Source organism: Streptomyces sp. 3211.6, from assembly GCF_003634815.1.
GTDB classification, from domain to species: Bacteria; Actinomycetota; Actinomycetes; order Streptomycetales; family Streptomycetaceae; genus Streptomyces; species Streptomyces katrae_A.
Genome location: NZ_RBXC01000001.1, coordinates 2,274,925 through 2,298,126 on the forward strand (window position 1 = coordinate 2,274,925; position 23,202 = coordinate 2,298,126).

Here is a 23,202-nt window from a genome sequence, read left to right on the forward strand (position 1 = left end):
GCAGACACCAATCCCCGGTATATGCCGAGCCGTTCCGAGGAGCGCCCCCCATGCGCAGCACCCGCCGTACCCGCACGTCCCGTACCGCCGCCGCGACCGTGGCCGCCGCGGCCGCCGTGATGACCCTGCTGCCGGCCGGCGCCGCCGCCGCGGCCCCGGCCGCCGCGCCCGCCACGGCTCCCGCGCCGGTCACGGCCCCGGCGACGGTCACGGCCTCCGCACCGGGCGGCAACGCGGCGATCCTCGGCATCGACTACGCCACCTGGCAGCGCGACGTGGCCGCCGTCATCGACACCGCCCGCCCGGCCATCGAGCAGCGGATCGCCGCCGCGCCGGCCGGCGAGAAGCCCGCGATCGTCCTGGACATCGACAACTCCTCCCTGGAGACGGACTTCCACTGGTTCTGGACGTTCCCGACCCCGGCGATCGACAAGGTCCGCGCGCTGACGCAGTACGCCAACCAGCGCGGGGTCGCGATCTTCTTCGTCACCGCCCGCCCGGGCATCGTGTACTCCCTGACCGAGCGCAACCTCAAGACCGTCGGCTACCCGGTGACCGGGCTGTACGTGCGCGATCTGCCGGCCCTGTTCGAGCAGGTCAGCGCGTACAAGACGGCCAAGCGCGCCGAGATCGAGGCCCGCGGTTACACGATCATCGCCAACATCGGGAACAACGAGAGCGACCTGGTCGGCGGCCACGCCGAGCGCACCGTCAAGCTCCCGGACTACGGCGGCAAGCTCTCCTGACGCCCCGGCGCGTCCGCGCCCCTGCACGGCCGCCGAATTCGGCGGGCCGCAAGCGGTTCGCGGACCCGGTGGGACGGGTAGTCATAGCCCATCGCACGAGTGCCGGGCCCGGCCCCTCGCCAGGGGGCCGGGCCCGGCGCCCGTTACCGGACCGCTACCCCTTCTTCGGCGCGGGGCACGTCTGCCAGGCGAGGTGGTAGAGCGTGCTCACGCCGGCGTCGGTGGAGTCCATGGCCATGAAGCTGGTGGCCGTCTGCGGGTTCGAGGTGCCGGCGTTCACCCGCAGCTCGGTGTTGATGTTGAAGTTGCGCTTCTCCCCGCACGGGGACCAGACGAGGTCCGCGTACTCCGTCTTGTCGCTGGTCTGCCAGTTGTCGTTCAGCGGGCCGGTGAAGGAGTGCGTGCGCTGGGTGGTCTGCGGCATCCCCTGGAAGTAGTAGTTCGCCCGCTCCTGGCCCGTGGCTCCGGGCTGCAGGAACGCGAAGCCCCGGTAGTCCGCCTGGACGATCGCGTAGGTGAACCCGGAGGGCACGTGGACGCGCAGGTTGAGCTGGCAGTTCTTGCGGAAGGCGGTCGGCGGGGCGCCGGGCCCGACCTGGGCGAGGTAGTCGCTGTAGGTGACGGTGAAGGCCGTGTTGTCGGGGGCCACGGCCACCTGGGCGGTGCCCTCGCGGCAGCCGGAGCCGTTCACGGTGGCGAGCTCGATCACGATCTTGTCGGGCGGGACGGTGATCGGCGGACGGCCGCCGCCGGACCCCGGGGCGGCGGCCCCGGCGGGAGCGGACGTCGCGATGAGCGCGACGGCCGCACCGGCGGTGAGCAGGGTGCGGGACAGGGAATGAGACATCGTTGTCACTCCTGGCTCCTGTTCCTGGTCCTGGGATTTCCTGCGGAAAGGCCCGGCTTCAGGCTGCGGGGCACTCCTTCCACTCGAAGTGGTAGACCGTGCTGACGCTGCCGTCGGTGGAGTCCATGCTCATGAAGCTGAGGTTCTGCGAGCCGGACGTGCCGCCGTAGACCCGCAGTTCGGTGTTGACGTTGAGGTTGCGCTCCTCGCCGCAGGGGGCCCAGACGAGGTCGGCGTAGTCGGTCTGGTCGCTCGCCTGCCAGTTGTCGGTGAAGGGGCCGTTGAACTGGTGGGTGCTGCGGGCGGTCTGGGCGCTGCCCTGGAAGTAGTAGTTCGCGCGTTCCTGGCCGTAGGCGCCGCGCTGGAGGTGGGCGAAGCCGCGGTAGTCGGCGCGGGCGACGGCGTACGTGAACCCCTGGGGGACGTGGATCCGCAGGGCCAGCTGGCAGTTCTTGCGGAAGTCCGTCCCGCCGGAGCCGGCGCCGGTCTGGGCGAGGTAGTTGCTGTAGGTGACGGTGAAGGCGGTGTTGTCGGAGGCGGCGGCGACGTCGGCGGTCCCCTGGGGACAGCCGGAGCCGTTGATCCCGGCGACCTCTACGGTGACGCGGCCGGGCGGGGGGACGGAGGGGGTGGCGGGGCGGGCCTGCGCGGGGGTGGCCAGGGCCGTAAGGGCCGCCAGGGCCGTGACGGCGGCGCCGAGCGGGAGTCTGCGGAGGGGCACGAGGGGTCTCCGTTCGTGCGGAGGGGGCCCGGATTGGGCATGCACATGCCACCACGCTCCTGCTGGGCGGGGGAGGGTTCGATACGGCCATCGGGGGGCCGGGGGTGTCCGGTCCGTACCGGCTGGCCGATTCCGGCGACCTGCCGCCCGCCCCTCCGCCGGTCGGCGGCGTCCGCGTCCGGCGGGGGCCGCCCCCGCCGGACGTCCGGATGTCCGGAACCCGGAGCCGTGGTCCCGCTGCGCGGAGCCGTCTCCCCGCCCCGCCCTTCACCCGTTCTCTGGGGCTCCGCCCCAGACCCCGCGCCTCACACGCCGGCGGGGCTGGATGGGGGCGCGCCTGGTCCGTCGCCCGCGGCTGGATTTCGCGGAGCGGAATTGCAGGCCCGCGCCGGGGGCACCTCCCAGCGGCGCACCGGGCGCGCAGCGCCCGGTCTCGGGGTCAGGGGCGGAACCCCTGGGAACGGCCGAAGGGCGGGTAGGGGACTTCGCCCCGCACGGCGGGACCCCGGCGCCGCCCGGCTACTGGGTGCCGTACACCGGGAGCGGTGGCCGCGCCTGGGTCAGGAGCTTGGCGGCGGCCTCGCCCGCCTCCGACGGGGTCCAGCGGAACCCCCGGTCCACCGTGGCCCCGGGCCGCCAGCCGTCCATCACGGTGATGCGCCCGCCCTCCGCCTCGAAGACCCGGCCCGTGACCCCGGCGGACGCCGCCGAGCCCAGCCACACCACCAGCGGTGACACGTTCTCCGGGGCCATCGCGTCGAAACCGCCCTCCGCCGGGGCGGCCATGGTCTGCGCGAAGGTCTCCTCCGTCATCCGGGTCCGCGCCGCCGGGGCGATGGCGTTGACCTGGATTCCGTACCGGCCCATCTCCGCCGCCGCCACCAGCGTCAGCCCGAGGATCCCCGCCTTGGCCGCGCTGTAGTTGCCCTGGCCCACGGAGCCCAGCAGCCCCGCCCCCGACGAGGTGTTGACGACCCGGGCCGCGACCGGCCGGCCGGCCTTCGCCTCGGCCCGCCACCAGGCGGCCGCCGCCCGCAGCGGCAGGAAGTGGCCCTTGAGGTGGACCCGCATCACCGCGTCCCAGTCGTCCTCCCCGAGGTTGACGAGCATCCGGTCCCGCAGGAACCCGGCGTTGTTGACGAGGGTGTCCAGCCGCCCGAACGCGTCGAGGGCGCAGGTCACCAGCGAGTCCGCGCCCTCGCCCGTCGCGATGTCCCCGCCGTGCGCCACCGCCTCCCCGCCCAGCTCCCGGATCTCCTCCACCACCCGCGCGGCAGGGCTCCCGGGCCCGGGGAGCCCGTCGAGTCCGACCCCGAGGTCGTTGACGACGACCCGCGCCCCTTCCGCCGCGAAGGCCAGCGCGTGGGCCCGGCCCAGCCCCCGGCCGGCGCCCGTCACGATGACCACCCGTCCGTCGGCGATACCCATGTCAGCTCTCCTCCCTCTCGATCCCCATCCCCGGCCGGCCCGACCACCGGACCGCCGGAACTCCCGAACGCCGGGCGGCCCCAGACCCGGGGGCTGTCAGTCCGCCCGTGCCTCAGGCCCCCCGTCCCCCCGGTTCGCCGTGGCCGCCGACAGGAACGCCGGGCGTTCCCCGCCCCCGTGGAGCAGCAGGCTCGCCCCGCTCACGTACGCCGCGCGGTCCGAGGCCAGGAAGACCGCCGCCTCCCCCACGTCCGCCGGTTCCGCCAGACGGCCCAGCGGGACCGTGGCGGCGACCGCCGCGACTCCCGCCGCGTCCCCGTAGTGCAGGTGCGCCAGCTCGGTCCGGACCATGCCGAGGACCAGCGAGTTGACCCGTACCTCGGGGGCCCACTCCACGGCCATCGAGCGGGCCAGGTTCTCCAGCCCCGCCTTCGCCGCCCCGTACGCCGCCGTGCCCGGGGAGGGCCGGGTCCCGCTGACGCTGCCGATCATCACCACCGAGCCCCGGCTCTCCCGCAGCCACGGGTACGCGGCCAGCGAGGCCGTCAGCGGTGCCACCAGGTTGAGGGCGACCACCCGCGCGTGCCGCTGCGCCCCGCCCTCCCCCAGCAGCCGGTACGGGGTCCCGCCGGCGTTGTTGACCAGGCAGTCGAGCCGCCCGTACCGCTCCGCGACCCCGTCGGTGAACTCTCCGACCGCGGCCGGGTCGCGCAGGTCCACGGAGGTGAAGGCGGCCTCCCGGCCGCCCTCCGCCACCGGCCGGTCCGGCGGGCGGCGCGCGCAGACGGCGACCTCCGCGCCCGCCGCGAGGAACGCGCGGGCGATCCCGGCGCCGACGCCCCGGGTTCCGCCGGTGACGACCACGACCCTCCCCTTGAGCTCCATCGGCTGCTACCTTCCTCACCTAACAAATGTTTGGTGGAAAGGTAGCTGATCCGCTCATGGGTGTCTCCACCTCCAGCCCGGACAAGGGCATCGCACTCGTCACAGTGGACTTCCCGCCCGTCAACGCCCTTCCCGTGCACGGCTGGTACGAGCTCGCCGACGCCCTGCGCGCCGCCGGCCGCGACCCCGGGGTCCGCTGCGTGGTCCTGGCTGCCGGGGGCCGGGGCTTCAACGCCGGGGTCGACATCAAGGAGATGCAGCGCGACGCCGGCCACGCCGCCCTCATCGGCGCCAACCGCGGCTGCTACGAGGCCTTCGCCGCCGTGTACGAGTGCGAGGTGCCGGTGGTGGCGGCCGTGCACGGGTTCTGCCTGGGCGGCGGGATCGGCCTCGTCGGCAACGCGGACGCGATCGTGGCCTGCGACGACGCCGTCTTCGGGCTGCCCGAACTGGACCGCGGGGCCCTGGGCGCCGCCACCCACCTGGCCCGGCTCGTCCCGCAGCACCTGATGCGCGCCCTCTACTACACCTCGCGCACCGCCACCGCCGCCGAACTGCACGCGCACGGCTCGGTGTGGAAGGTGGTCCCGCGCGCGGAGCTGTCCGCCGCCGCCCTGGAACTGGCGGCCGAGATCGCGAAGAAGGACGGCACCCTCATCCGGCTGGCCAAGGCCGCCATCAACGGCATCGACCCCGTCGACGTGCGCCGCAGCTACCGCTTCGAGCAGGGGTTCACCTTCGAGGCCAACCTCAGCGGGGTCGCCGACCGGGTCCGCGACACCTTCGGGAAGGCACAGGAGGAGACCGTATGACGGACAAGACCATGACCTCCGACGAGGTCGTCGGACGGCTGCGCAGCGGAATGACCCTCGGGATCGGCGGCTGGGGCTCCCGGCGCAAGCCGATGGCCCTGGTGCGGGCACTGCTCCGATCCGAGATCACCGATCTCACCGTGATCTCGTACGGCGGCCCCGACGTCGGGCTCCTCGCCGCCGCCGGACGCGTCCGCCGCCTGATCGCCCCCTTCGCCACCCTGGACTCCGTCCCGCTGGAGCCGCACTTCCGGGCCGCCCGCGAGAGCGGCTCCCTCGTCCTCACCGAGTACGACGAGGCGATGTTCATGTGGGGCCTGCACGCCGCCGCGAACCGCCTCCCCTTCCTGCCCGTCCGCGCCGGCCTCGGCTCCGACGTCATGCGGGTCAACCCGGAGCTGCGCACCGTGACCTCCCCCTACGCCGACGGCGAGGAGTTCGTCGCCGTCCCCGCCCTGCGCATGGACGCGGCCCTCGTCCACCTCAACCGGGCCGACCGCCTCGGCAACGCCCAGTACCTGGGCCCCGACCCGTACTTCGACGACCTCTTCTGCGAGGCCGCCGACGCCGCGTACGTCTCCTGCGAGCAGCTGGTGGAGAGCGCCGAGCTCGCCAAGTCCGGCCCCCCGCAGTCCCTCCTGGTCAGCCGGCACTCGGTCACCGGGGTCGTGGAGACCCCGAACGGCGCGCACTTCACCTCCTGCGCGCCCGACTACGACCGCGACGAGGCCTTCCAGAAGCTGTACGCGACCACCCCCTGGCCCGAGTTCGCGGCCCGCTTCCTCTCCGGGGCGGGCGAGCACGACTACCAGAGCGCCGTCCGGACCTGGCAGGAGGAACAGCGATGACCACGCGCGCCGAGTACTGCGTGATCGCCTGCGCCGAGGCCTGGCGCGGCGACGGGGAGGTACTGGCCAGCCCGATGGGCCTGATCCCCTCCTTCGGGGCGCGGCTGGCCAAGCGGACCTTCTCCCCCGACCTGCTGCTGACCGACGGCGAGGCGATGCTGGTGGGCCTGGACGGCACGGTGGAGGGCTGGCTCCCGTACCGCCGCCACCTGGCGATGGTCACCGGCGGGCGGCGGCACGTGATGATGGGCGCCAGCCAGATCGACCGGTACGGCAACCAGAACATCTCCTGCATCGGCGACTGGGAGCGGCCCTCCCGCCAGCTGCTGGGCGTGCGCGGCGCCCCCGTCAACACCCTCAACAATCCGGTGAGCTACTGGGTGCCCCGGCACTCCCCGAGGGTGTTCGTCGAGCGCGTCGACATGGTCAGCGGGGTGGGGTACGACCGCGCGGAGGCGGCCGGGCCGTCCGCGTCCCGCTTCCACCGGCTGCCGCGCGTGGTCAGCGACCTCGGGGTGTTCGACTTCGCCGGTCCCGGGCACGCGATGCGGCTGGCCTCCGTGCACCCGGGGGTCACGGTGGAGCAGGTCCGCGCGGCGACCGCCTTCGAGCTCGCGATCGGCGAGGAGGTCCCGTTCACCCGTGAGCCCACGGCCGAGGAGCTACGGCTGATCCGCGAGGTGATCGACCCGAAGGGCCTGCGCGACCGGGAGGTGCGGGGCTGACATGGCGGAACGGGAGTGGCACACGGCGTTCACCAAGCTGGTCGGGGTCCGCTACCCGATCGTGCAGACGGGCATGGGCTGGGTGGCCGGCCCGCGGCTGGTGTCGGCGGCGGCGGAGGCGGGGGCGCTGGGCATCCTGGCCTCGGCGACGATGACGACGGAGCAGCTGCGCGCGGCGGTCCAGGAGGTGCGCTCGCGCACGGACGCCCCGTTCGGGGTGAACCTGCGGGCGGACGCGGGGGACGCGGCCGAGCGGGTCGGGCTGATCATCGACGAGGGCGTGCGGGTGGCGTCGTTCGCGCTGGCCCCGTCCCGGGAGCTGATCGCCCGGCTGAAGGACGCCGGGGTGGTGGTGATCCCCTCGGTGGGGGCGCGCCGGCACGCCGAGAAGGTCGCGGCCTGGGGCGCCGACGCGGTGATCGTGCAGGGCGGGGAGGGCGGCGGGCACACCGGGGACGTGGCCACGACGGTGCTGCTGCCCCAGGTGGTCGACGCCGTGGACATCCCGGTGGTGGCGGCGGGCGGTTTCCGTGACGGGCGGGGGCTGTTGGCGGCGCTGGCGTACGGGGCCGCGGGCATCGCCATGGGCACCCGGTTCCTGCTGACCTCCGATTCGACGGTGCCGGACGCCGTGAAGGCGGAGTACCTGAAGGCGACCGTCAAGGACGTCACCGTCACCACGGCGGTGGACGGGCTGCCGCACCGGATGCTGCGGACCGAGCTGGTGGCCTCCCTGGAGCGTGCCGGCCGTGCGCGGGCGCTGGCCCGGGCGGTGCGGCACGCCGCGGGCTTCCGGAAGCTGTCGGGGCTGTCGTGGTCTCGGATGGTGCGCGACGGCCTGGCGATGAAGCACGGCAAGGACCTGTCCTGGAGCCAGGTCCTGCTCGCCGCGAACACCCCGATGCTCCTGAAGGCGTCCATGGTCGAGGGCCGTACGGACCTCGGTGTCATGGCATCGGGCCAGGTCGCGGGGGTGATCGAGGATCTGCCGTCGTGTGCGGAGCTCGTCGACCGCGTCATGGCCGAAGCGCACACCGTGCTGGACCGGCTGCACGCGTCCGGTCCGCACCCGCTCGGCACCCTGCCACCACCAGGGTGATCCCCTTCTCCGTCACAGGAGTCGCCCGTATGAGACGTGCCCGCATCCGCCTGGCGACCGCGGCGACCGCCGCCGCGCTCGTCCTCGGAACCCTGCCCGCCGCCGCGTACGCGGCGGCGGCTCCGGCAACCGCGGCCCGTGCATGGCACCACCAGCTCCAGTCGCCGTCCCCGGCGATCCGGCAGATCCCGCTCCAGGGAGCCGTCAACCTCCGGGACATCGGCGGTTATTACACGTACGCCGGCGGCCAGGTCCGCCAGGGGCTGGTCTACCGCTCCGACGCACTGAGCAAGCTGACCGCGGCGGACATCACCACCGTCTCCGGTCTCGGCCTCACGAAGGCCGTCGATTTCCGCATCCCGACGGAGCTCCAGTACGACGGCGCCGACCGGCTGCCGCCGGGGCTCTCCCCCACGTCCCGCCCGGTCAGCGACCTGGGCCTGTACTCCACCCTGGTCGGCGCGATATCCAGCGGCGACCCCGTCAAGCAGGAGCAGATGCTGGCGGCGGGCGGGCCGAGGCCTACATGCGGGACGTCTACCGCACGTTCGTGACGAGCCCCGAGAACCGGGCGCAGTTCGCGGCGACGCTGCGGGAGATCGCGGACGGCGCCCAGGGCCCGCTGCTCTACCACTGCACCTCGGGCAAGGACCGGACGGGGTGGATGAGCTATGTCCTGCTGCGCGCGCTGGCCGTGCCGCAGGCGACGGCCGAGAGCGACTACCTGGCCTCGAACACCTTCCGGGCGGCGTACGACGCCCAGGTGCGCGCGGGTCTGAAGCAGTCGGGCCGGATGCAGAACCCGGACCTGCTGATCCCGCTCCAGGAGGTCCGCCAGGACTACCTGGACGCGGCGACCGCCCGGATGGAGGCCGACTACGGCAGCTTCTACGGGTATCTGACGGACGGTCTGGGCCTGGACCTGCGGACGCTGTCGAAGCTCCAGGGCAAGCTGGTCCGGTAACGCGTGAAGGTCCCGGCCGGGACGGGCCGGGAGGGCCGGGAACGGCCGGTACCGGGTCACGGCCGGGACGGGCCGGGAACGCGCGACGGCGCCGGGCGGTGTTCCGCCCGGCGCCGTCGCCGTCGTGTCAGGGGTACGGGCGTCAGACCGCCCGGCGCCGGCCCTGCCCGCCGGTGCCGACGCGGCTGCGCGCCGAGGCCGCGGCCGCGCCGCCGCCACCGGAGGCGGAGCCTGCCGTACCACGCCGGCCCTGGCCGGCGGAGCCGGAGCCCTGGCCGCCGCCCTGGGCGCGGCGGCTCTGGCCCGACCCGGAGCCGGCGGGGGCCTGGCCGGAGCCCGCCGCGCCGGAGGCGGCGCGGCGGCCGCGGCCGCCGGAGGCGGGGGCCGCGGAAGCGCCGGAGCGCTGGCCGCCGCCCGAGCGGCGGCGCGAGGAGCCCGAGCCGGAACCGGAACCGGAGCGCGCCTTGGGCTGCGCGGGCGGCTGGGGGACCTCCAGGACGACGGGGATGCCGGAGGGCTCGCGGGCGCCGGTCAGCTGGACGAGTTCCGCGTCGGAGGACTTGATCTGGGCCGTGCGCGGGGAGATCCCGGCGTCCGACATCAGGCGGGTCATGTCCCGCTTCTGGTCGGGCAGGACCAGGGTGACCACGCTGCCGGACTCGCCGGCGCGGGCGGTGCGGCCGCCGCGGTGCAGGTAGTCCTTGTGGTCGGTGGGCGGGTCGATGTTGACGACCAGGTCGAGGTCGTCGATGTGGATGCCGCGCGCGGCCACGTTGGTGGCGATCAGCGCGGTGACCTCGCCGCTCTTGAACCAGTCCAGGGTGCGGTTGCGCTGCGGCTGGGAGCGGCCGCCGTGCAGGCCGGAGGCGCGCACGCCCTCGGCGAGGAGCTTCTTGACCATGCGGTCGACGCCGCGCTTGGTGTCGACGAACATGATGACCCGGCCGTCACGAGCGGCTATGCGCGTGGCCACGGCCTTCTTGTCGGTCTCGTCCATGACGTACAGGACGTGGTGCTCCATGGTGGTGACCGCGCCGGCCGACGGGTCGACGGAGTGGCCGACCGGGTCGGTCAGGAACATCTTGACGAGTTTGTCGACGTTCTTGTCGAGGGTCGCCGAGAAGAGCATGGTCTGGCCGCCGGGCTCGACCTGCTTGAGCAGGGCGGTGACCTGCGGCATGAAGCCCATGTCGGTCATCTGGTCGGCCTCGTCGAGGACGGTGATCGAGACCTGCGAGAGGTCGGCGTCACCGCGGTCGATGAGGTCCTTGAGGCGGCCGGGGGTGGCGACGAGCACCTCGGCGCCGCGGCGCAGCGCGCCGGCCTGCCGGTTGAGGGACATGCCGCCGACGACGGTCGCGAGGCGCAGGTTGACGGCCGTGGCGTACGGGGTCAGGGCGTCGGTGACCTGCTGGGCGAGCTCGCGGGTCGGGACGAGGACCAGCGCGAGCGGCGCCTTGGGCTGGGCCCGGCGGCCGCTGGTGCGGGCGAGGAGGGCCAGGCCGAAGGCGAGGGTCTTGCCGGAGCCGGTGCGGCCGCGGCCGAGGAGGTCACGGCCGGCGAGGGAGTTCGGCAGCGTGGCGGCCTGGATGGGGAACGGTTCGGTCACGCCCTGGGCCGCGAGGGTCTTCAGCAGCGCCTCGGGCATGTCCATGTCCTCGAACGCGGGCACCGGCGGGAGGGCCGGGGTCTTCGGTTCGGGCATGGTGAATTCCTGGGGCCGGGCGACAGGAGCGGACTTCTGCCGTCCCGCGCCAGCCTTCGGACGCCCCTGGGCCGCACCTCGACCCCGGGTGGGGCGGCGGCTGGGTCGTGCGGAGCTGGAGCTGGTCATGCGAGAAAGCCCTCCTGAAACCGGCAGGTAAAACAAAGGTCGAGACAGCAGACAAGCCGGGGTCCGCACCTCGCGGTGCGGACCCCGGCATGCTGGGAAAATTAGGCGGGGATGATGTTCTCCGCCTGGGGGCCCTTCTGGCCCTGCGTCACGTCGAAGGACACGCGCTGGCCCTCGGTGAGCTCACGGAAGCCAGAGGTGGCGATGTTCGAGTAGTGGGCGAAGACGTCCGGGCCGCCGCCGTCCTGCTCGATGAAGCCGAAGCCCTTTTCCGAGTTGAACCACTTCACGGTGCCAAGTGCCATTTGAATCTCCTGAATAGGCGGCAAGGGCCCCATCCGGGAGATTCCGGCAAAAACAATAAAAGCGCCCGCGGAGCATTCCCGTCAGGCGCACATAAAGTTCATGGGTACCACAACTGCAACGCCACCAAGCTAGCACACCTCGACGGGATACCGCTGCTGTCTTCCGTCCCGGCGGGGTCGCGCGCCTCGGACCCCGCCCGTCCCGCCCCCTTCCCGGCCCTGTCCCGCCCCCGTGTCAGAGGCGTTCGATGATCGTGACGTTGGCCTGGCCGCCGCCCTCGCACATCGTCTGGAGGCCGTAGCGGCCGCCGGTCCGTTCCAGTTCGTGCAGGAGCGTGGTCATCAGCTTCACGCCGGTCGCCCCCAGCGGGTGACCCAGGGCTATGGCGCCGCCGTTGACGTTCACCCGGGCGGGGTCGGCGCCCGTCTCCTTCAGCCAGGCCAGCACGACCGGGGCGAAGGCCTCGTTGATCTCGACCAGGTCGATGGCGTCGAGGGTCAGGCCGGTCTTCTTCAGCGCGTGGGCGGTGGCCGGGATCGGGGCGGACAGCATCCGGATGGGGTCCTCGCCGCGCACCGACAGGTGGTGGATGCGGGCACGGGGGGTGAGGCCGTGTTCCGCAACCGCCCGCTCGGAGGCGATCAGCATCGCCGCCGCGCCGTCGGAGACCTGGGAGGAGACGGCGGCCGTGATGGTGCCGCCCTCGACCACCGGCTTGAGGCCCGCCATCTTCTCCAGGCTGGTGTCGCGGCGCGGCCCCTCGTCCACGGTCACGTCCCCGTACGGGACGGTCTCACGGTCGAAGCGGCCCTCGTCGATGGCCCGGACGGCCCGCCGGTGGGAGGTCAGGGCGAACTCCTCCATGTCCCGCCGGGAGATCCCCCACTTCTCGGCGATGAGCTGCGCGCCGTGGAACTGGTTGACGGGGGCGTCCCCGTACCGGGCGCGCCAGCCCTGCGAGCCGGCGTAGGGGCCCTCGGTGAGGCCCAGGGGTTCGGCCGCCTGGCGGGAGGCGAAGGCGATGGGGATCATCGACATGTTCTGGGTGCCGCCCGCGACGACCAGGTCCTGGGTGCCGGAGAGGACGCCCTGCGCGGCGAAGTGCACGGCCTGCTGTGAGGAGCCGCACTGCCGGTCGACGGTGACCCCGGGGACGTCCTCGGGCAGCCCGGCGGCCAGCCAGGCGGTCCGTGCGATGTCCCCCGCCTGCGGGCCCACCGTGTCCAGGCAGCCGAACACCACGTCCTCGACGGCGGCCGGGTCCACGCCGGACCGTTCGACCAGCGCCTTGAGGACGTGCGCCCCCAGGTCGGCGGGGTGGACCCCGGACAGTCCGCCGCCGCGCCGGCCCACGGGGGTGCGTACGGCGTCGACTATGTAGGCCTCGGGCATCGGGGGCTCCTCTGCTGGCTGCGGGCGTTCTAGGGGCGTACGGCGATCCCGTCGAGCACCATCGAGAGGTACTGGCGGGCGATCTCCTCGGGGCTGTGCTGTCCGCCCGGCCGGTACCAGGACGCCGCGACCCACACCGTGTCGCGCACGAAGCGGTAGGTGAGGCGGATGTCGAGGTCGGCCCGGAAGACACGGGCGGCGACGCCCCGCTCCAGCGTCCCCAGCCACGCCTTCTCGAACTTCACCTGCGAGTCCGAGAGGTAGTGGAAGCGGGGCTGCGCGGAGAGGGTGCGGGCCTCCTTCTGGTAGATCGCGACGGCGGCGCGGTGCCGGTCGATCTCCCGGAAGGACTCGGTGACGAGGGCCTCGATGGTCTCCCGGGGGCCGAGACCGGCGGCGAGGACGGTGTCGTAGCCGTCCCACAGCTCGTTCAGGAAGGCCGAGAGGATCTCGTCGAGCATCGATTCCTTGGAATCGAAGTGGTAGTAGAGGCTGCCGGCGAGCATCCCGGCGGCGTCGGCGATCTTGCGGACGGTGGTGGCGTTGTAGCCCTGGGCGGCGAAGACCTCGGCGGCGGTGGCGAGGAGTTCGCGGCGCCGCTCGGGGGAGGGGGTCACCTGCGGCTTCTTCTTCGCACCGGGCTCGGCGGTCGGCTTGTTCGTTGGCACGGGCCCATTCTGGTCCGGGTCTAGGGGTGCTGGCTGCTGACCGAGACCGTCTCGCCCGTCATGTAGGACGAGTAGCCGCTGGCCAGGAAGACGATGACGTTGGCGACCTCCCACGGCTCGGCGTACCGGCCGAAGGCCTCGCGGGCGGTGAGTTCGGCCAGCAGTTCCCCGCTGGTGACCTTCACCAGGTGCGGGTGCATGGCCAGGCTCGGGGCGACCGCGTTGATCCGTACGCCGAACGCTGCGGCCTCCAGTGCCGCGCAGCGGGTCAGGGCCATCACCCCGGCCTTGGCGGCGGCGTAGTGGGCCTGGCCGGTCTGGGCGCGCCAGCCGATGACGGAGGCGTTGTTGACGATGACGCCGGTGCGTCCGGCGTCCTTCAGGGCGCGCAGGGCGGCGCGGGTGCAGCGGAAGGTGCCGTTCAGGGTGACGTCGAGGACGCGGGTCCACTGCTCGTCGGTCATGTCGACGAGGTCGGCGGTGCCGCCGAGCCCCGCGTTGTTGACCACGACGTCGAGACCGCCGTGGAGCCGCCCGGCGTGCGCGAACAGGGCCCGGACCTGGTCCTCCTCCGTGACGTCACAGGGCAGGGAGGCGATCCGGTCCGCGCCGAACCCGGCGGCGAGGGCGGCCTCGGTCTCCTTGAGGCGACGGGCATGGGCGTCGCTGATCAGGACGCGGGCCCCCTCCTCCAGGAAGCGGCGGGCGGTGGCGCCGCCGATCCCGGCTCCGGCCGCGGCCGTGATGACGGCGGTGCGGCCGCGCAGCAGACCGTGGGCGGGGACGTAGGCGGGCGCCTCGTTGCGGAACTCCTCGACGCTGCTCATGGCCGTACGTTAACCTACCAAACACTTGTTAGGGAAGGTGTGCACGAAGGAGGCGGACGGCTGATGGATCTCGACCACTCCCCCGGGGTGGCGGCCTTCCGGGCCGAGGCCCGGGCCTGGCTGCACGAGCACGTGCCGGACGTCCTCCTGCCCTCACTGGAGACGCAGGAGGGCTTCGCGGCGCACCGGGAGTGGGAGGCGCAGCTGCACGCCGCCCGCTGGTCGGCGGTGTCCTGGCCCGAGGAGTACGGGGGCCGGGGCGCGGACATCGAGCGGTGGCTGGTCTTCGAGGAGGAGTACTGGGCGGCGGGCGCCCCCGGCCGGGTCTCGCAGAACGGCATCAGCCTGCTGGCCCCGACCCTCTTCGACCACGCCACGCCCGGGCAGCGGGCGCGGGTGCTGCCGTCCATGGCGAGCGGCGAGGTGATCTGGGCGCAGGCCTGGTCGGAGCCCGAGTCGGGGTCGGACCTGGCCTCGCTGAGGTCCCGGGCGGAGCGCACCGAGGGCGGCTGGCTGCTGTCGGGGCAGAAGACCTGGTCCTCGCGGGCCGCCTTCGCCGACCGGGCCTTCGGCATCTTCCGCAGCGACCCGGGGGCCGCGAAGCCCCACCAGGGGCTGACCTACTTGATGTTCGACCTGCGCGCCCCGGGCGTGACGGTACGGCCCATCGGCCGCCTCGACGGCAAGCCGGCCTTCGCCGAGCTCTTCCTGGACCGGGTGTTCGTCCCCGACGAGGACGTGATCGGGGAGCCCGGGCAGGGCTGGCGGATCGCGATGTCGGCGACCGGCAACGAGCGCGGGCTGACCCTGCGCTCCCCCGGCCGGTTCCTGGCCGCCGCCGGCCGGCTGGCCGCCCTGTGGCGGGAGCAGGGGGACCCCGCGGACACCGCACTGCGCGACCGGGTCGCGGACGCGGTGGTGGGGGCACGCGCCTACGAGCTGTTCACCTGGGCCGGGGCCACCCGCTTCGCGGCGGGCGGGGAGATCGGCGCCGAGTCCAGCCTGAACAAGGTGTTCTGGTCGCAGTACGACATCGCCCTCCACGAGACCGCCCTGGACCTGCTGGGCCCGGACGCGGAGCTGGCGCAGGGGCCGTGGGCCGAGCCGTGGGTGTTCTCGCTGGCCGGTCCGATCTACGCGGGGACGAACGAGATCCAGCGCGACATCATCGCCGAGCGGCTGCTCGGCCTTCCGAAGGGCCGCCGCTGATGCGCTTCCTGCCGACCGGGGAACAGTCGGAGTTCGCCCGCACCCTGCGCTCCCTGCTGGGCGCGGCGCAGGTCCCGGCGACGGTGCGGGCCTGGGCGGCCGGGGACCACGGGCCCGGGCTGGCCCTGTGGTCCCGGCTCGCCGGTACGGGGCTGTGCGCGCTGGCCGCGCCGGAGGCGTACGAGGGGCTGGGGCCGCTGCCGGTGGAGCTGGCGCTGGGCTTCGTGGAGCTGGGGCGGGCGGGGGTGGCGGGGCCGGCGGTGGAGACGGCCGCGGCGGTGGTGCTGCTGGGGGAGCTGGCCGGGCACGGGGAGGAGGCTCCGGCGAAACGCTTCCTCCCGGGCCTCCTCACGGGCGACACCCTGGCCACCCTGACCCTGCCGGGCGGCTCCCCGTACGCCCTGGACGCGGACGCGGCGGGGTATTGCTTCAGGGTGACGGGGGCGGCTCCGGCGTCGGCGTCGGAGTCGGCGGAGCTGTGGCTGGCCCCGGGGTGGGAGGAGCGACTGGGCTCCCTGGATCCCGCGCGCGGGCTCGGGGTTCCGGCGGCGGGCGGGGAGCTGCTGGCGGCCGGTCCGGCGGTGTCGGCCGCCGCCGACACGGCCGCACGGTGGGCGCGGCTGCTGACGGCGGCCCAGTGCCTGGGCCTCGGCGAGGCACTGCTGGCTCGCACGGTGGAGTACGTGAAGCAGCGCACCCAGTTCGGGGCGCCGATCGGCAGCTTCCAGGCCGTCAAGCACCGGCTGGCGGACACCCTGCTGGACCTGGAGTTCGCCCGGCCGCTGCTGTGGGCGGCCGCACTGTCCCTGTCGGACGGGGACGTCGCGGCGGCGAAGCTGACCGCCGGCGAGGCGGCGTACGCGGCCGCCCGCACGGCCCTCCAGCTGCACGGCGCCGTCGGCTACACCGAGGAGCTGGACCTGTCCCTGTGGCTGCGCAAGGCCCGGCCGCTGCGCGACGCCTGGGGCGGGCCCTCGCAGTGCCGGGCGGACGTGATCCGCAGCCTGCCTCAGACGACGGCCACGCGCAGGGTGACCACGTAGGACTCCTCGACCGTCCCGTCGGGGAAGAGCTCCAGCAGCCGCTCCCGCTCGGCCCCGGTGAACTCCCGGGTGCCGGGCTCCCCGAGGAGGAGGAAGGCCGAGTGGCTGGAGAGGTTGGCGAGGTGCGCGTCGAGCGGGATCCGGCGCGACCAGCGGACCTCACGGGTGGTGAGGCCCAGCTCCTCCGGGTCCTCCCGCGGCTGGAGGCCGGCGGGGGCGCCGAAGAGCTTGGCGATCCGCTCGTCCTGCTCGGCGATCCAGGGGACGGACAGGTCCAGGTCGTTCCACCAGAGCGCGAGGGCCCCGCCCGGGCGCAGCACGCGGCGCGCCTCGGGGACGGAACGGGCCGGGTCGGTCCAGTGCCAGGCCTGGGCGTAGGTCAGGAAGTCGAGGGAGCCGGAGGCCAGGGGGAGGCGGTCGCCGTCACCGCGCACGATCGGGATCCCGGGGTGCGCACGGCGGAACTCGGCGGCCATGCCGTCACCGGGCTCCACCGCGAGCACGCGCGCCCCGCGCGCGTGCAGCAGGGCACTGGCGATCCCGGTCCCGGCGCCCACGTCGGCCACCCGGGCCCCGCGCAGGCCGGCCCCGGCGAGCTCTTCGACGGCGTCGAACAGCGCGTCGGGGTACCCGGGGCGGGAGGCGTGGTAGAGGGCGGCGGCGGTATCGAAGGACCTGGCACGAGTCGTCATCCCGTCATTCTTTCCGCCGACCGCGGCTGCTGACGATCGGATATCCGGCGCCGTGGGCCCGGACCCGGCCGCCGGCCTCGCAGCCGCGACGCCGCCGCACGCGGCGGCGCTCGCGGCATGCCCCCTCAGCGGAACTCCCGCACCACCTCGATCCGGCCCACGATGTGCGCGTTGAACTCCTCCAGCTCCCCGGCCGGCACCCACAGCTCCAGGATCGTCTCGCCGCCCGCCCGCTGGACCGGGTACCGCTCCAGGAACGCCGAGTCCACCTCGAAGCGCGTCACGAAGCCCGCGCCATCGTGCTTGACGTTCCAGTCGCGGGCGATCCGGACCGCGTAGTCCTCGTTCAGCACCGGATAGAAGATCGGCTGCTCCGGCAGCCGGGGCGGCCAGGCACGCCAGTCGAGGGCGCGGACCAGGTCGAGTTCGACGGGGCCGGTGGGGCGCCAGAGGGTGGTGGTGGGCTGTGCGGTGCTGGACATGCGGGCGACCCTAGGGGGCGTGGGACCGCCCGGCCACCGGATTCAGCGGCGGCCGCGCCGGCGCGCCGGGCGGCGTCGGCTCCGCAGCGAGAGCCGTAGCAGCGCTGCCGTCTGGACCAGCAACAGCAGCCCGAGCCCGATCGAAACCACGACGCCGTGCCCCTCCCAGGCCGTGGCCCCGGCCCGGGCCACCCCCACCGCGGTGAGCGCGACGAGGAACCGCGCCCCGAACTCCGCCTCGGTGCCGTGCGGCACGGCCGAGCCGGCCACGAACACCGCCAGCAGCACGGGTATCCACGGTGTCCCGGGATCGCGCAGCAGCGCGGCGGCCCCGAACTCCACGGCGAGGAGCAGGAAGTTGCGCAGGAGGAATCCAGGCATGGACACATCATGCCGCGAATAACCCGGTGCGGAGTCGCCCCCGGACCGATTAAGATCGAACACAAGGGCGGGGTCGTAGCACAGAGGCAGTGCGCCTACACAGCATGGAGGAGGACGCCGGTTCGAATCCGGCCGCCCCGCCCCCCTGACTCTCCCGCCGGGAGCCGCAGGCCGCGAGCCCTGGCCGCGGGCTGCGGGCCGCGATCAGCCGACCGCCCGCTTCACCAGCTCGGCTATCCGCTCCTCCACCTCGGCCGTCACCTCGGTCAGTGCGAAGCCGGCCGCCCACATCGGGCCTTCGTCCAGCCGCGCCGCGTCGCTGAAGCCGAGGGTCGCGTACCGCGCCTTGAACTTCTCCGCGCTCTGGAAGAAGCAGAGGACCTTCCCGTCCAGCGCGTACGCGGGCATCCCGTACCAGAGCTTGGGCGCGAGGGCCGGGGCGCTCGCCGTGACGACCGCGTGGACCCGCTCGGCGATGATCCGGTCCGCGTCCTGCATCTCGGCGATCTTCGCCAGGACGTCCCTGACCGCCGCCGCCTCCTTGTCCGCGCGCGAGCCGCGGCGCGCGGCCGTCTTCAGTTCCTGCGCGTGGTCCTTCATCGCGGCCCGTTCCTCGGCCGAGAACCCCTCGTGCGTGCTGCTCATGACAGATCTCCCCCGTAGACGATCTGGATGTGCCGACCTGAGAACGACCATAGCCCCGCCCACTGACAACGGCCCGGCGCCTAGGATGACCGGCAAGGACGGGGCCGTAGCACAGAGGTCGTTGCGCTTCCTTGCTCAGGAGGAGGACGCCGGTTCGAATCCGGCCGCCCCGTCCCCCGAGCCCCGCCTCTCCGTCGCCGCCACCCACGCCGCCGCCCCCGCCCGGGCCGCAGCCGCGGCTGGCAGCGGCAGGCCGAGGAAGCCGTGGAAGACCCCCGGGTGGAGCCGGACCTCGCAGTCCACCCCTGCCTCCCCCAGCCGGCGCGCGTAGGCGAGCCCCTCGTCCCGCAGCAGGTCGCAGTCGGCGAGGACGATCAGCGTGCGCGGCAGCACGGACAGGTCCGGCGCCCGCAGCGGCGAGACGTGCGGGTGGGCGGGGTCGCCGCCGTACTGGTCCCAGTACCAGGCCATGTGCGCGGCGGTGTGGAAGTACCCGCGCCCGTACACCGACACCGACTCGGAGCCCATCGAGGCGTCCAGCGGCGGGTACACCAGCAGCTGCCCCGCGACCAGCTCCGGCGCCCGCAGCGCGGTGACGGCCGCCAGGTTGCCCCCGCTGGAGTCCCCGGCCACCACCACCCGCCCCGGGTCACAGCCCAGCCGGTCCGCCCCGGCCCGCGCCCACAGCAGCACCGCCAGCGCGTCGTCGGCCGCCGCCGGCCAGGGGTGCTCCGGGGCCAGCCGGTAGCCGGCCGAGACCACCACCGCCCCCGAGGCCGCGGCCAGCTCACGGCACAGGGCGTCGTGCGTGTCGATCCCGCACATCACCCAGCCGCCGCCGTGCAGGTACACCACGAGCACCCGCCCGCGCTCCCCCGGCGCCGGGTCGTACACCCGCACCGGCACCCCGCAGGCCTCGGTGTCCCGCACGGAGGCCACCTCCGGCCCCCGCGCACCCGGCCGCTCCGTCCCGGCCGCCACCGCCGCCCGCAGGGCCGCCACGTCCCCGGGCCCCGGGAAGGCCGCCGCCATGGCCCCGCACAGCCGCCGCGCGTCCGGCGCCAGCGGGTCCCCCTTCACCCGGCCCCCGCTCATCGCGCCGTCATCCCCCCGTCGACCACGAACTCCGCGCCCGTGACGTACGAGGAGGCCTCCGAGCACAGGAACAGCACCAGCTCCCCCACCTCCCCCGCGCGCCCCATCCGCCCCAGCGGCACGTGCGACCAGTCCCGCCCCTCGACCGCTCCGGCCACCATGGGCGTGTCGATGGCGCCCGGGTGCACCGAGTTGACCCGGATCCCGTCACCGGCCAGGTCCAGCGCCGCCGAGCGGGTCAGCCCGCGCAGGCCGAACTTCGTGGACCCGTACGCCGCGTGGCCCGGGATGCCGACCAGTCCGGCGGTGGAGGAGACGTTCACGATCGAGCCGCCGCCGCCCGCCCGCAGCACCGGCGCCACCGCCTGGATCCCGAGGAACGGCCCCAGCAGGTTGACCCGCAGCAACTCCTCGAAGCCCTCCGCGCTCTGCTCCTCGACGTGCGCGGTGCGCCACAGCGCGGCGTTGTTGACCAGCGCCGACACCGTCCCGAAGGCGGCCACCGCCTCCCGGACCACCCCCGCCCAGCTGCCGGCGTCGGCCACGTCGTGGCGTACGAACAGCCCCCGCTCGCCCAGTTCCGCCGCGACCGCCCGGCCCTCCTCCTCCCGCACGTCCGTCACGACGACCCGCGCCCCGGCCCGTGCGCACAGCCTGGCCTCTTCGGCGCCCTGACCGCGCCCGGCACCGGTGACGACGACGACCTTCCCGTCCAGCGAGATCACGTTTCCTCCTTACGAACAGCAGGAGTTGACATCGACACGGGCAACGGCGCACTCCGACGCGCCCCACCACCCCCGCCCACCCATATACCTAATAGAAATACTTCTAGCAGTCACACCCATCGGAGGGAAGGCCGTCACAGAATCCGGTCGTAGACTGCGCTGCGTGGCAGACGAGACGGCAGTGGAGACTCCCGGCGGGGCGGCCCGGCGCACGCTCCCCGCGACCAGCTGGGCAGTGCTCGGACTGCTCTCCTTCGGCGAGGAACTCTCCGGTTACGACCTGAAGAAATGGTCGGACTGGTCGCTGCGCTTCTTCTACTGGAGCCCTTCCTTCAGTCAGATCTACAGCGAGCTCAAGCGCCTGGAGAAGGCCGGTTACGCCTCCTCCCGGATGGTCGCCCAGGACACCGGCACCCGCGACAAGCGGGTGTACCGGATCACCGACGCCGGGATGGACGCCGTACGGCGGTGGGCGCGCGAGACGCCCGTCGACCCGCCGGTGCTCAAGCACGGCCCGATGCTGCGGCTGTGGCTGGGCCACCTGCTGGAGCCGCAGCAGATGCGCGAACTCCTCCTCCAGCAGCAGGAGTTCGCCGAGGGGATGCGGCGCGGCGCGGAGGCCGACGTGGCGGCGGCCCAGGAGGAGGAGGCCTGGGCCTACCCCACCCTCACCCTCAGGTGGGCCGAGCGGTACTACGCCTCCGAGCGCGACCTCGCGGCGGCCATGCTGGAGGACATCGAGGCCCTGAACGCGCGCCCGCGCCCGCGCCCGGACAGCGCTCCGTGACGGGCGGCGGCGGCAGCGGCAGCGCCATCAGCCTGCGCAAGGTGGAGGAGGCCGCCCCGGCCCTGGCGGGCGCGTACAAGAGCGCCGGGGTCTCGCTGCGCAAGCACGGCCTGGAGGGCGGCCGGGCCGCCGTCTACCTGGTCCTGGACTACTCCGGCTCCATGCGCCCGTACTACGCCGACGGCACGGTGCAGGCCTTCGCGGACCGCGTCCTGGGCCTCTCCGCACACCTCGACTCCGACGGCCGCGTACCGGTCGTCTTCTTCTCCACCGACGTCGACGCGGTCGAGGAGGTCCCCCTCGCCGGCCACGGGGGCCGGGTCACGGAGATCGCCGCCGGCCTCGGCCACATGGGCAAGACCGCGTACCACCTGGCGATGGACGCGGTGATCGACCACTACCTGGACTCGGGCTCCACCGACCCCGCCCTGGTCGTCTTCCAGACCGACGGCGGCCCGGTCAACAAGCTCGCGGCGGAGAAGTACCTCTGCAAGGCGGCCCGGCTCCCCCTCTTCTGGCAGTTCGTCGGCTTCGGCAACACGCGCAGCAGCCAGTTCGACTTCCTGCGCCGCCTGGACGAACTCCCGGTGCCGCAGAAGCGGGTGGTCGACAACGCGGGCTACTTCCACGCGGGGTCCGACCCACGTGCCGTACCGGACGCCGAACTGTACGACCGGCTCGTGGCCGAGTTCCCGGCCTGGCTGGCGGCGGCACGCCGGGCGGGCATCGTGCGCGCCTGACCGGCCGCCGGCGGCGGGGCGCGCTTTGATGGACATATGACGACGAACAACTGGGCAGCGTTCGAGAAGGCGGAACCGGAGTTCGCGGAGGCGGTACGGGCCCGCTTCGCACAGTTCCCGCACCACGTCCTGGCCACCCTGCGCAAGGACGGCTCCCCCCGCCTGACCGGGCTCACCGTGGAGTTCCGCGGGGGCGAGCTGTGGCTGGGCATGATGGCGGGCTCGATGAAGGCCCGCGACCTCCAGCACGACCCCCGCTTCGCCCTGCACACCAACCCGGGCCCGGACGACACGATGCCCGACGGTGACGTACGGATCTCGGGCCGGGCGGTGGAGATCGTGGACCCGCCCGAACTCCACCGCTACGCGGAGGAGAAGGACACCCCGCACCCCTTCCACCTCTTCCACGCCGACCTGACGGAGGTGGTCCACACGACGGTGGACGGCGAGGAACTACAGGTCCGCACCTGGACCCCGACCCAAGGCCTCCGCACCCTCCGCCGAGGCAACGACGACGAACCACCCCACGAGATCCCGCCGGGCTGACCTCAGGCACAGCGCGCGAACGGGAAGTACAACGTCCTCGCCGCCTCGCCCTTCGCGCACCTATACGCGGCACAAAAGTATGCTCAGCACAACATTGGCCAGACCAAACGACCCCGACCTCAAGCCGCCGTTCATCGCGTACACGTCGACGCCTGACAAGGTGGACAAATGACGGAACCCCTGACCTCGGCGGCCTGGACGGAGGCGCTCAAGCTGTACCAGTGGGTCTGCACGTTCGTCAGCGTCGGCCCCCGCGGGCATGAGGAATGGTGGCTCGACGTGGCCGCGATCATGCGCTTCGAGGCCCAGGACCCGCGGGGCTGGGAATCCATCGACCCCTACGAGGGCGAGGACGAACGCCGGGAAGACCCGCTGTTCCCATGGCTGGAGACACCCCGCACGTCTACGGACGTCGAGCGATACCGGGCGCAGGTGAAGAAACTACCCCGGTCATCAGTAAAGTCGCTGCTCATCCTGCTCGGAGCCTCGCCCCACGCAAATCTCTACCTGTCACCTGACTGGAAGGACCGCCTGCCTGAGATGGAGCGCAGGGCCGGTGTGCTCATGTCACGCTTCCCGGTGGGCACCCACTTCTACACCAACCTCGGCTGGCGGGGCGACGCTCCCGATTTCAACAGGCAGACCTCCCGACTACAGAACCCCTTCAGCCGCTACGACTGGGACGCTGGGCTCATCGCCGTGAACGACGACGAAGTCGCCGTGTTCTGGAACTTCCAGTCCCTCTGAACCGGAGC

28 protein-coding genes and 2 tRNA genes are annotated in these 23,202 nt (G+C 73.4%); 15 read left to right on the top strand and 15 right to left on the bottom strand.

All coding sequences use genetic code 11. The annotated features are described in order from the left end of the window. The first annotated feature begins 50 nt into the window (after positions 1-50). Positions 51-746 carry an HAD family acid phosphatase gene (locus tag BX286_RS10555; protein ID WP_079425861.1) on the top strand — a complete coding sequence of 232 codons (696 nt, stop codon included), beginning with the start codon at positions 51-53 and terminating at the stop codon, positions 744-746. Between the two features lie 154 nt (positions 747-900). On the opposite strand, the gene BX286_RS10560 is transcribed toward BX286_RS10555, so the two are convergent. The 4 genes from BX286_RS10560 to BX286_RS10575 form a co-directional block, all read right to left on the bottom strand. Continuing rightward, on the bottom strand, positions 901-1,593 hold the full coding sequence (locus BX286_RS10560) for a DUF4360 domain-containing protein (protein WP_398898374.1): 693 nt from the start codon (positions 1,591-1,593) through the stop codon (positions 901-903). Positions 1,594-1,651: 58 nt separating this feature from the next. Further along, complete coding sequence (locus tag BX286_RS10565) at positions 1,652-2,314, bottom strand: DUF4360 domain-containing protein (protein ID WP_100863839.1); 663 nt, start codon at positions 2,312-2,314, stop codon at positions 1,652-1,654. A 519-nt stretch (positions 2,315-2,833) separates the two neighbouring features. After that, positions 2,834-3,742, bottom strand: coding sequence for an SDR family oxidoreductase (locus BX286_RS10570; protein WP_079425863.1), 909 nt, complete (start codon positions 3,740-3,742; stop codon positions 2,834-2,836). A gap of 96 nt (positions 3,743-3,838) precedes the next feature. Then, a complete protein-coding gene (locus tag BX286_RS10575) occupies positions 3,839-4,627 on the bottom strand; it encodes an SDR family oxidoreductase (RefSeq protein ID WP_100863838.1) in 789 nt (262 codons plus the stop codon). A gap of 56 nt (positions 4,628-4,683) precedes the next feature. On the opposite strand from BX286_RS10575, the gene BX286_RS10580 reads away from it, so the two are divergent. Genes BX286_RS10580 through BX286_RS37430 form a run of 6 tightly spaced genes read left to right on the top strand, consistent with a single transcriptional unit; the run spans position 4,684 to position 9,075 of the window. Continuing rightward, positions 4,684-5,439, top strand: coding sequence for an enoyl-CoA hydratase family protein (locus tag BX286_RS10580; RefSeq protein ID WP_079425867.1), 756 nt, complete (start codon positions 4,684-4,686; stop codon positions 5,437-5,439). Then, a complete protein-coding gene (locus BX286_RS10585; protein WP_121014894.1) occupies positions 5,436-6,287 on the top strand; it encodes a CoA transferase subunit A in 852 nt (283 codons plus the stop codon). Before BX286_RS10580 ends, BX286_RS10585 begins: the two co-directional genes overlap by 4 nt. After that, complete coding sequence (locus BX286_RS10590; RefSeq protein WP_079425871.1) at positions 6,284-7,012, top strand: CoA-transferase subunit beta; 729 nt, start codon at positions 6,284-6,286, stop codon at positions 7,010-7,012. Before BX286_RS10585 ends, BX286_RS10590 begins: the two co-directional genes overlap by 4 nt. A gap of 1 nt (position 7,013) precedes the next feature. Continuing rightward, positions 7,014-8,111, top strand: a complete 1,098-nt coding sequence (locus tag BX286_RS10595; RefSeq protein WP_121014895.1) for a nitronate monooxygenase family protein — start codon at positions 7,014-7,016, stop codon at positions 8,109-8,111. Positions 8,112-8,140: 29 nt separating this feature from the next. Further along, entirely contained in the window at positions 8,141-8,665 is a 525-nt protein-coding gene (locus tag BX286_RS37425) for a tyrosine-protein phosphatase (RefSeq protein ID WP_261993395.1), read from the top strand. Next, complete coding sequence (locus BX286_RS37430) at positions 8,638-9,075, top strand: tyrosine-protein phosphatase (RefSeq protein WP_261993396.1); 438 nt, start codon at positions 8,638-8,640, stop codon at positions 9,073-9,075. The genes BX286_RS37425 and BX286_RS37430 overlap by 28 nt, the downstream gene beginning before the upstream one ends. A 142-nt stretch (positions 9,076-9,217) precedes the next feature. Here BX286_RS37430 and BX286_RS10605 read toward each other — a convergent pair whose 3' ends face one another. The 5 genes from BX286_RS10605 to BX286_RS10625 all read right to left on the bottom strand — a co-directional run bounded on the left by BX286_RS10605 (position 9,218) and on the right by BX286_RS10625 (position 14,102). Continuing rightward, a complete protein-coding gene (locus BX286_RS10605; protein ID WP_079425876.1) occupies positions 9,218-10,909 on the bottom strand; it encodes a DEAD/DEAH box helicase in 1,692 nt (563 codons plus the stop codon). A gap of 101 nt (positions 10,910-11,010) precedes the next feature. After that, positions 11,011-11,214 carry a cold-shock protein gene (locus tag BX286_RS10610; protein WP_079425878.1) on the bottom strand — a complete coding sequence of 68 codons (204 nt, stop codon included), beginning with the start codon at positions 11,212-11,214 and terminating at the stop codon, positions 11,011-11,013. Between the two features lie 235 nt (positions 11,215-11,449). Continuing rightward, positions 11,450-12,607, bottom strand: a complete 1,158-nt coding sequence (locus BX286_RS10615) for an acetyl-CoA C-acetyltransferase (protein ID WP_121014896.1) — start codon at positions 12,605-12,607, stop codon at positions 11,450-11,452. Between the two features lie 29 nt (positions 12,608-12,636). After that, entirely contained in the window at positions 12,637-13,275 is a 639-nt protein-coding gene (locus BX286_RS10620) for a TetR/AcrR family transcriptional regulator (protein WP_079425882.1), read from the bottom strand. Between the two features lie 20 nt (positions 13,276-13,295). Then, the gene (locus tag BX286_RS10625) at positions 13,296-14,102 is read right to left on the bottom strand and encodes an SDR family oxidoreductase (RefSeq protein WP_121014897.1); all 807 of its coding nucleotides are present in this window, start codon (positions 14,100-14,102) and stop codon (positions 13,296-13,298) included. Between the two features lie 63 nt (positions 14,103-14,165). Here BX286_RS10625 and BX286_RS10630 point away from each other — a divergent pair, with 63 nt between their 5' ends. Both BX286_RS10630 and BX286_RS10635 read left to right on the top strand, forming a co-directional pair. Then, a complete protein-coding gene (locus BX286_RS10630; RefSeq protein ID WP_121014898.1) occupies positions 14,166-15,311 on the top strand; it encodes an acyl-CoA dehydrogenase family protein in 1,146 nt (381 codons plus the stop codon). Next, positions 15,311-16,354, top strand: coding sequence for an acyl-CoA dehydrogenase family protein (locus BX286_RS10635; RefSeq protein ID WP_121014899.1), 1,044 nt, complete (start codon positions 15,311-15,313; stop codon positions 16,352-16,354). Before BX286_RS10630 ends, BX286_RS10635 begins: the two co-directional genes overlap by 1 nt. Here BX286_RS10635 and BX286_RS10640 read toward each other — a convergent pair. From BX286_RS10640 to BX286_RS10650, 3 genes are all read right to left on the bottom strand, one after another. Further along, complete coding sequence (locus BX286_RS10640) at positions 16,321-17,046, bottom strand: class I SAM-dependent methyltransferase (RefSeq protein ID WP_121014900.1); 726 nt, start codon at positions 17,044-17,046, stop codon at positions 16,321-16,323. The two genes, BX286_RS10635 and BX286_RS10640, sit on opposite strands and share 34 nt — an antisense overlap. A gap of 125 nt (positions 17,047-17,171) precedes the next feature. Then, the gene (locus tag BX286_RS10645; RefSeq protein WP_079425893.1) at positions 17,172-17,528 is read right to left on the bottom strand and encodes a hypothetical protein; all 357 of its coding nucleotides are present in this window, start codon (positions 17,526-17,528) and stop codon (positions 17,172-17,174) included. Between the two features lie 42 nt (positions 17,529-17,570). Next, a complete protein-coding gene (locus BX286_RS10650) occupies positions 17,571-17,909 on the bottom strand; it encodes a hypothetical protein (RefSeq protein WP_079425895.1) in 339 nt (112 codons plus the stop codon). 67 nt (positions 17,910-17,976) lie between these two features. On the opposite strand from BX286_RS10650, the gene BX286_RS10655 reads away from it, so the two are divergent. Beyond that, positions 17,977-18,051 (top strand) — tRNA-Ala (locus BX286_RS10655). Between the two features lie 62 nt (positions 18,052-18,113). On the opposite strand, the gene BX286_RS10660 is transcribed toward BX286_RS10655, so the two are convergent. After that, positions 18,114-18,554 (bottom strand): iron chaperone, encoded by a 441-nt coding sequence (locus BX286_RS10660; protein ID WP_121014901.1) that lies wholly within the window; start codon positions 18,552-18,554, stop codon positions 18,114-18,116. A 99-nt stretch (positions 18,555-18,653) separates the two neighbouring features. Between BX286_RS10660 and BX286_RS10665 the strand changes: the two genes are divergently transcribed. Beyond that, positions 18,654-18,727 (top strand) — tRNA-Ser (locus BX286_RS10665). Here BX286_RS10665 and BX286_RS10670 read toward each other — a convergent pair. Next, entirely contained in the window at positions 18,690-19,649 is a 960-nt protein-coding gene (locus tag BX286_RS10670) for an alpha/beta hydrolase (protein WP_121017611.1), read from the bottom strand. The two genes, BX286_RS10665 and BX286_RS10670, sit on opposite strands and share 38 nt — an antisense overlap. Further along, positions 19,646-20,374 carry an SDR family NAD(P)-dependent oxidoreductase gene (locus BX286_RS10675; protein WP_079425901.1) on the bottom strand — a complete coding sequence of 243 codons (729 nt, stop codon included), beginning with the start codon at positions 20,372-20,374 and terminating at the stop codon, positions 19,646-19,648. Before BX286_RS10675 ends, BX286_RS10670 begins: the two co-directional genes overlap by 4 nt. Before the next feature lie 154 nt (positions 20,375-20,528). Here BX286_RS10675 and BX286_RS10680 point away from each other — a divergent pair, with 154 nt between their 5' ends. The 4 genes from BX286_RS10680 to BX286_RS10695 all read left to right on the top strand — a co-directional run bounded on the left by BX286_RS10680 (position 20,529) and on the right by BX286_RS10695 (position 23,194). After that, a complete protein-coding gene (locus BX286_RS10680; protein ID WP_079425903.1) occupies positions 20,529-21,161 on the top strand; it encodes a PadR family transcriptional regulator in 633 nt (210 codons plus the stop codon). Further along, positions 21,158-21,901, top strand: a complete 744-nt coding sequence (locus BX286_RS10685) for a VWA domain-containing protein (protein ID WP_079425906.1) — start codon at positions 21,158-21,160, stop codon at positions 21,899-21,901. Before BX286_RS10680 ends, BX286_RS10685 begins: the two co-directional genes overlap by 4 nt. A gap of 36 nt (positions 21,902-21,937) precedes the next feature. Further along, positions 21,938-22,447, top strand: a complete 510-nt coding sequence (locus BX286_RS10690; protein WP_121014902.1) for a pyridoxamine 5'-phosphate oxidase family protein — start codon at positions 21,938-21,940, stop codon at positions 22,445-22,447. Between the two features lie 168 nt (positions 22,448-22,615). Beyond that, on the top strand, positions 22,616-23,194 hold the full coding sequence (locus tag BX286_RS10695; RefSeq protein ID WP_121014903.1) for a hypothetical protein: 579 nt from the start codon (positions 22,616-22,618) through the stop codon (positions 23,192-23,194). The last annotated feature ends 8 nt before the right edge of the window (positions 23,195-23,202 follow it).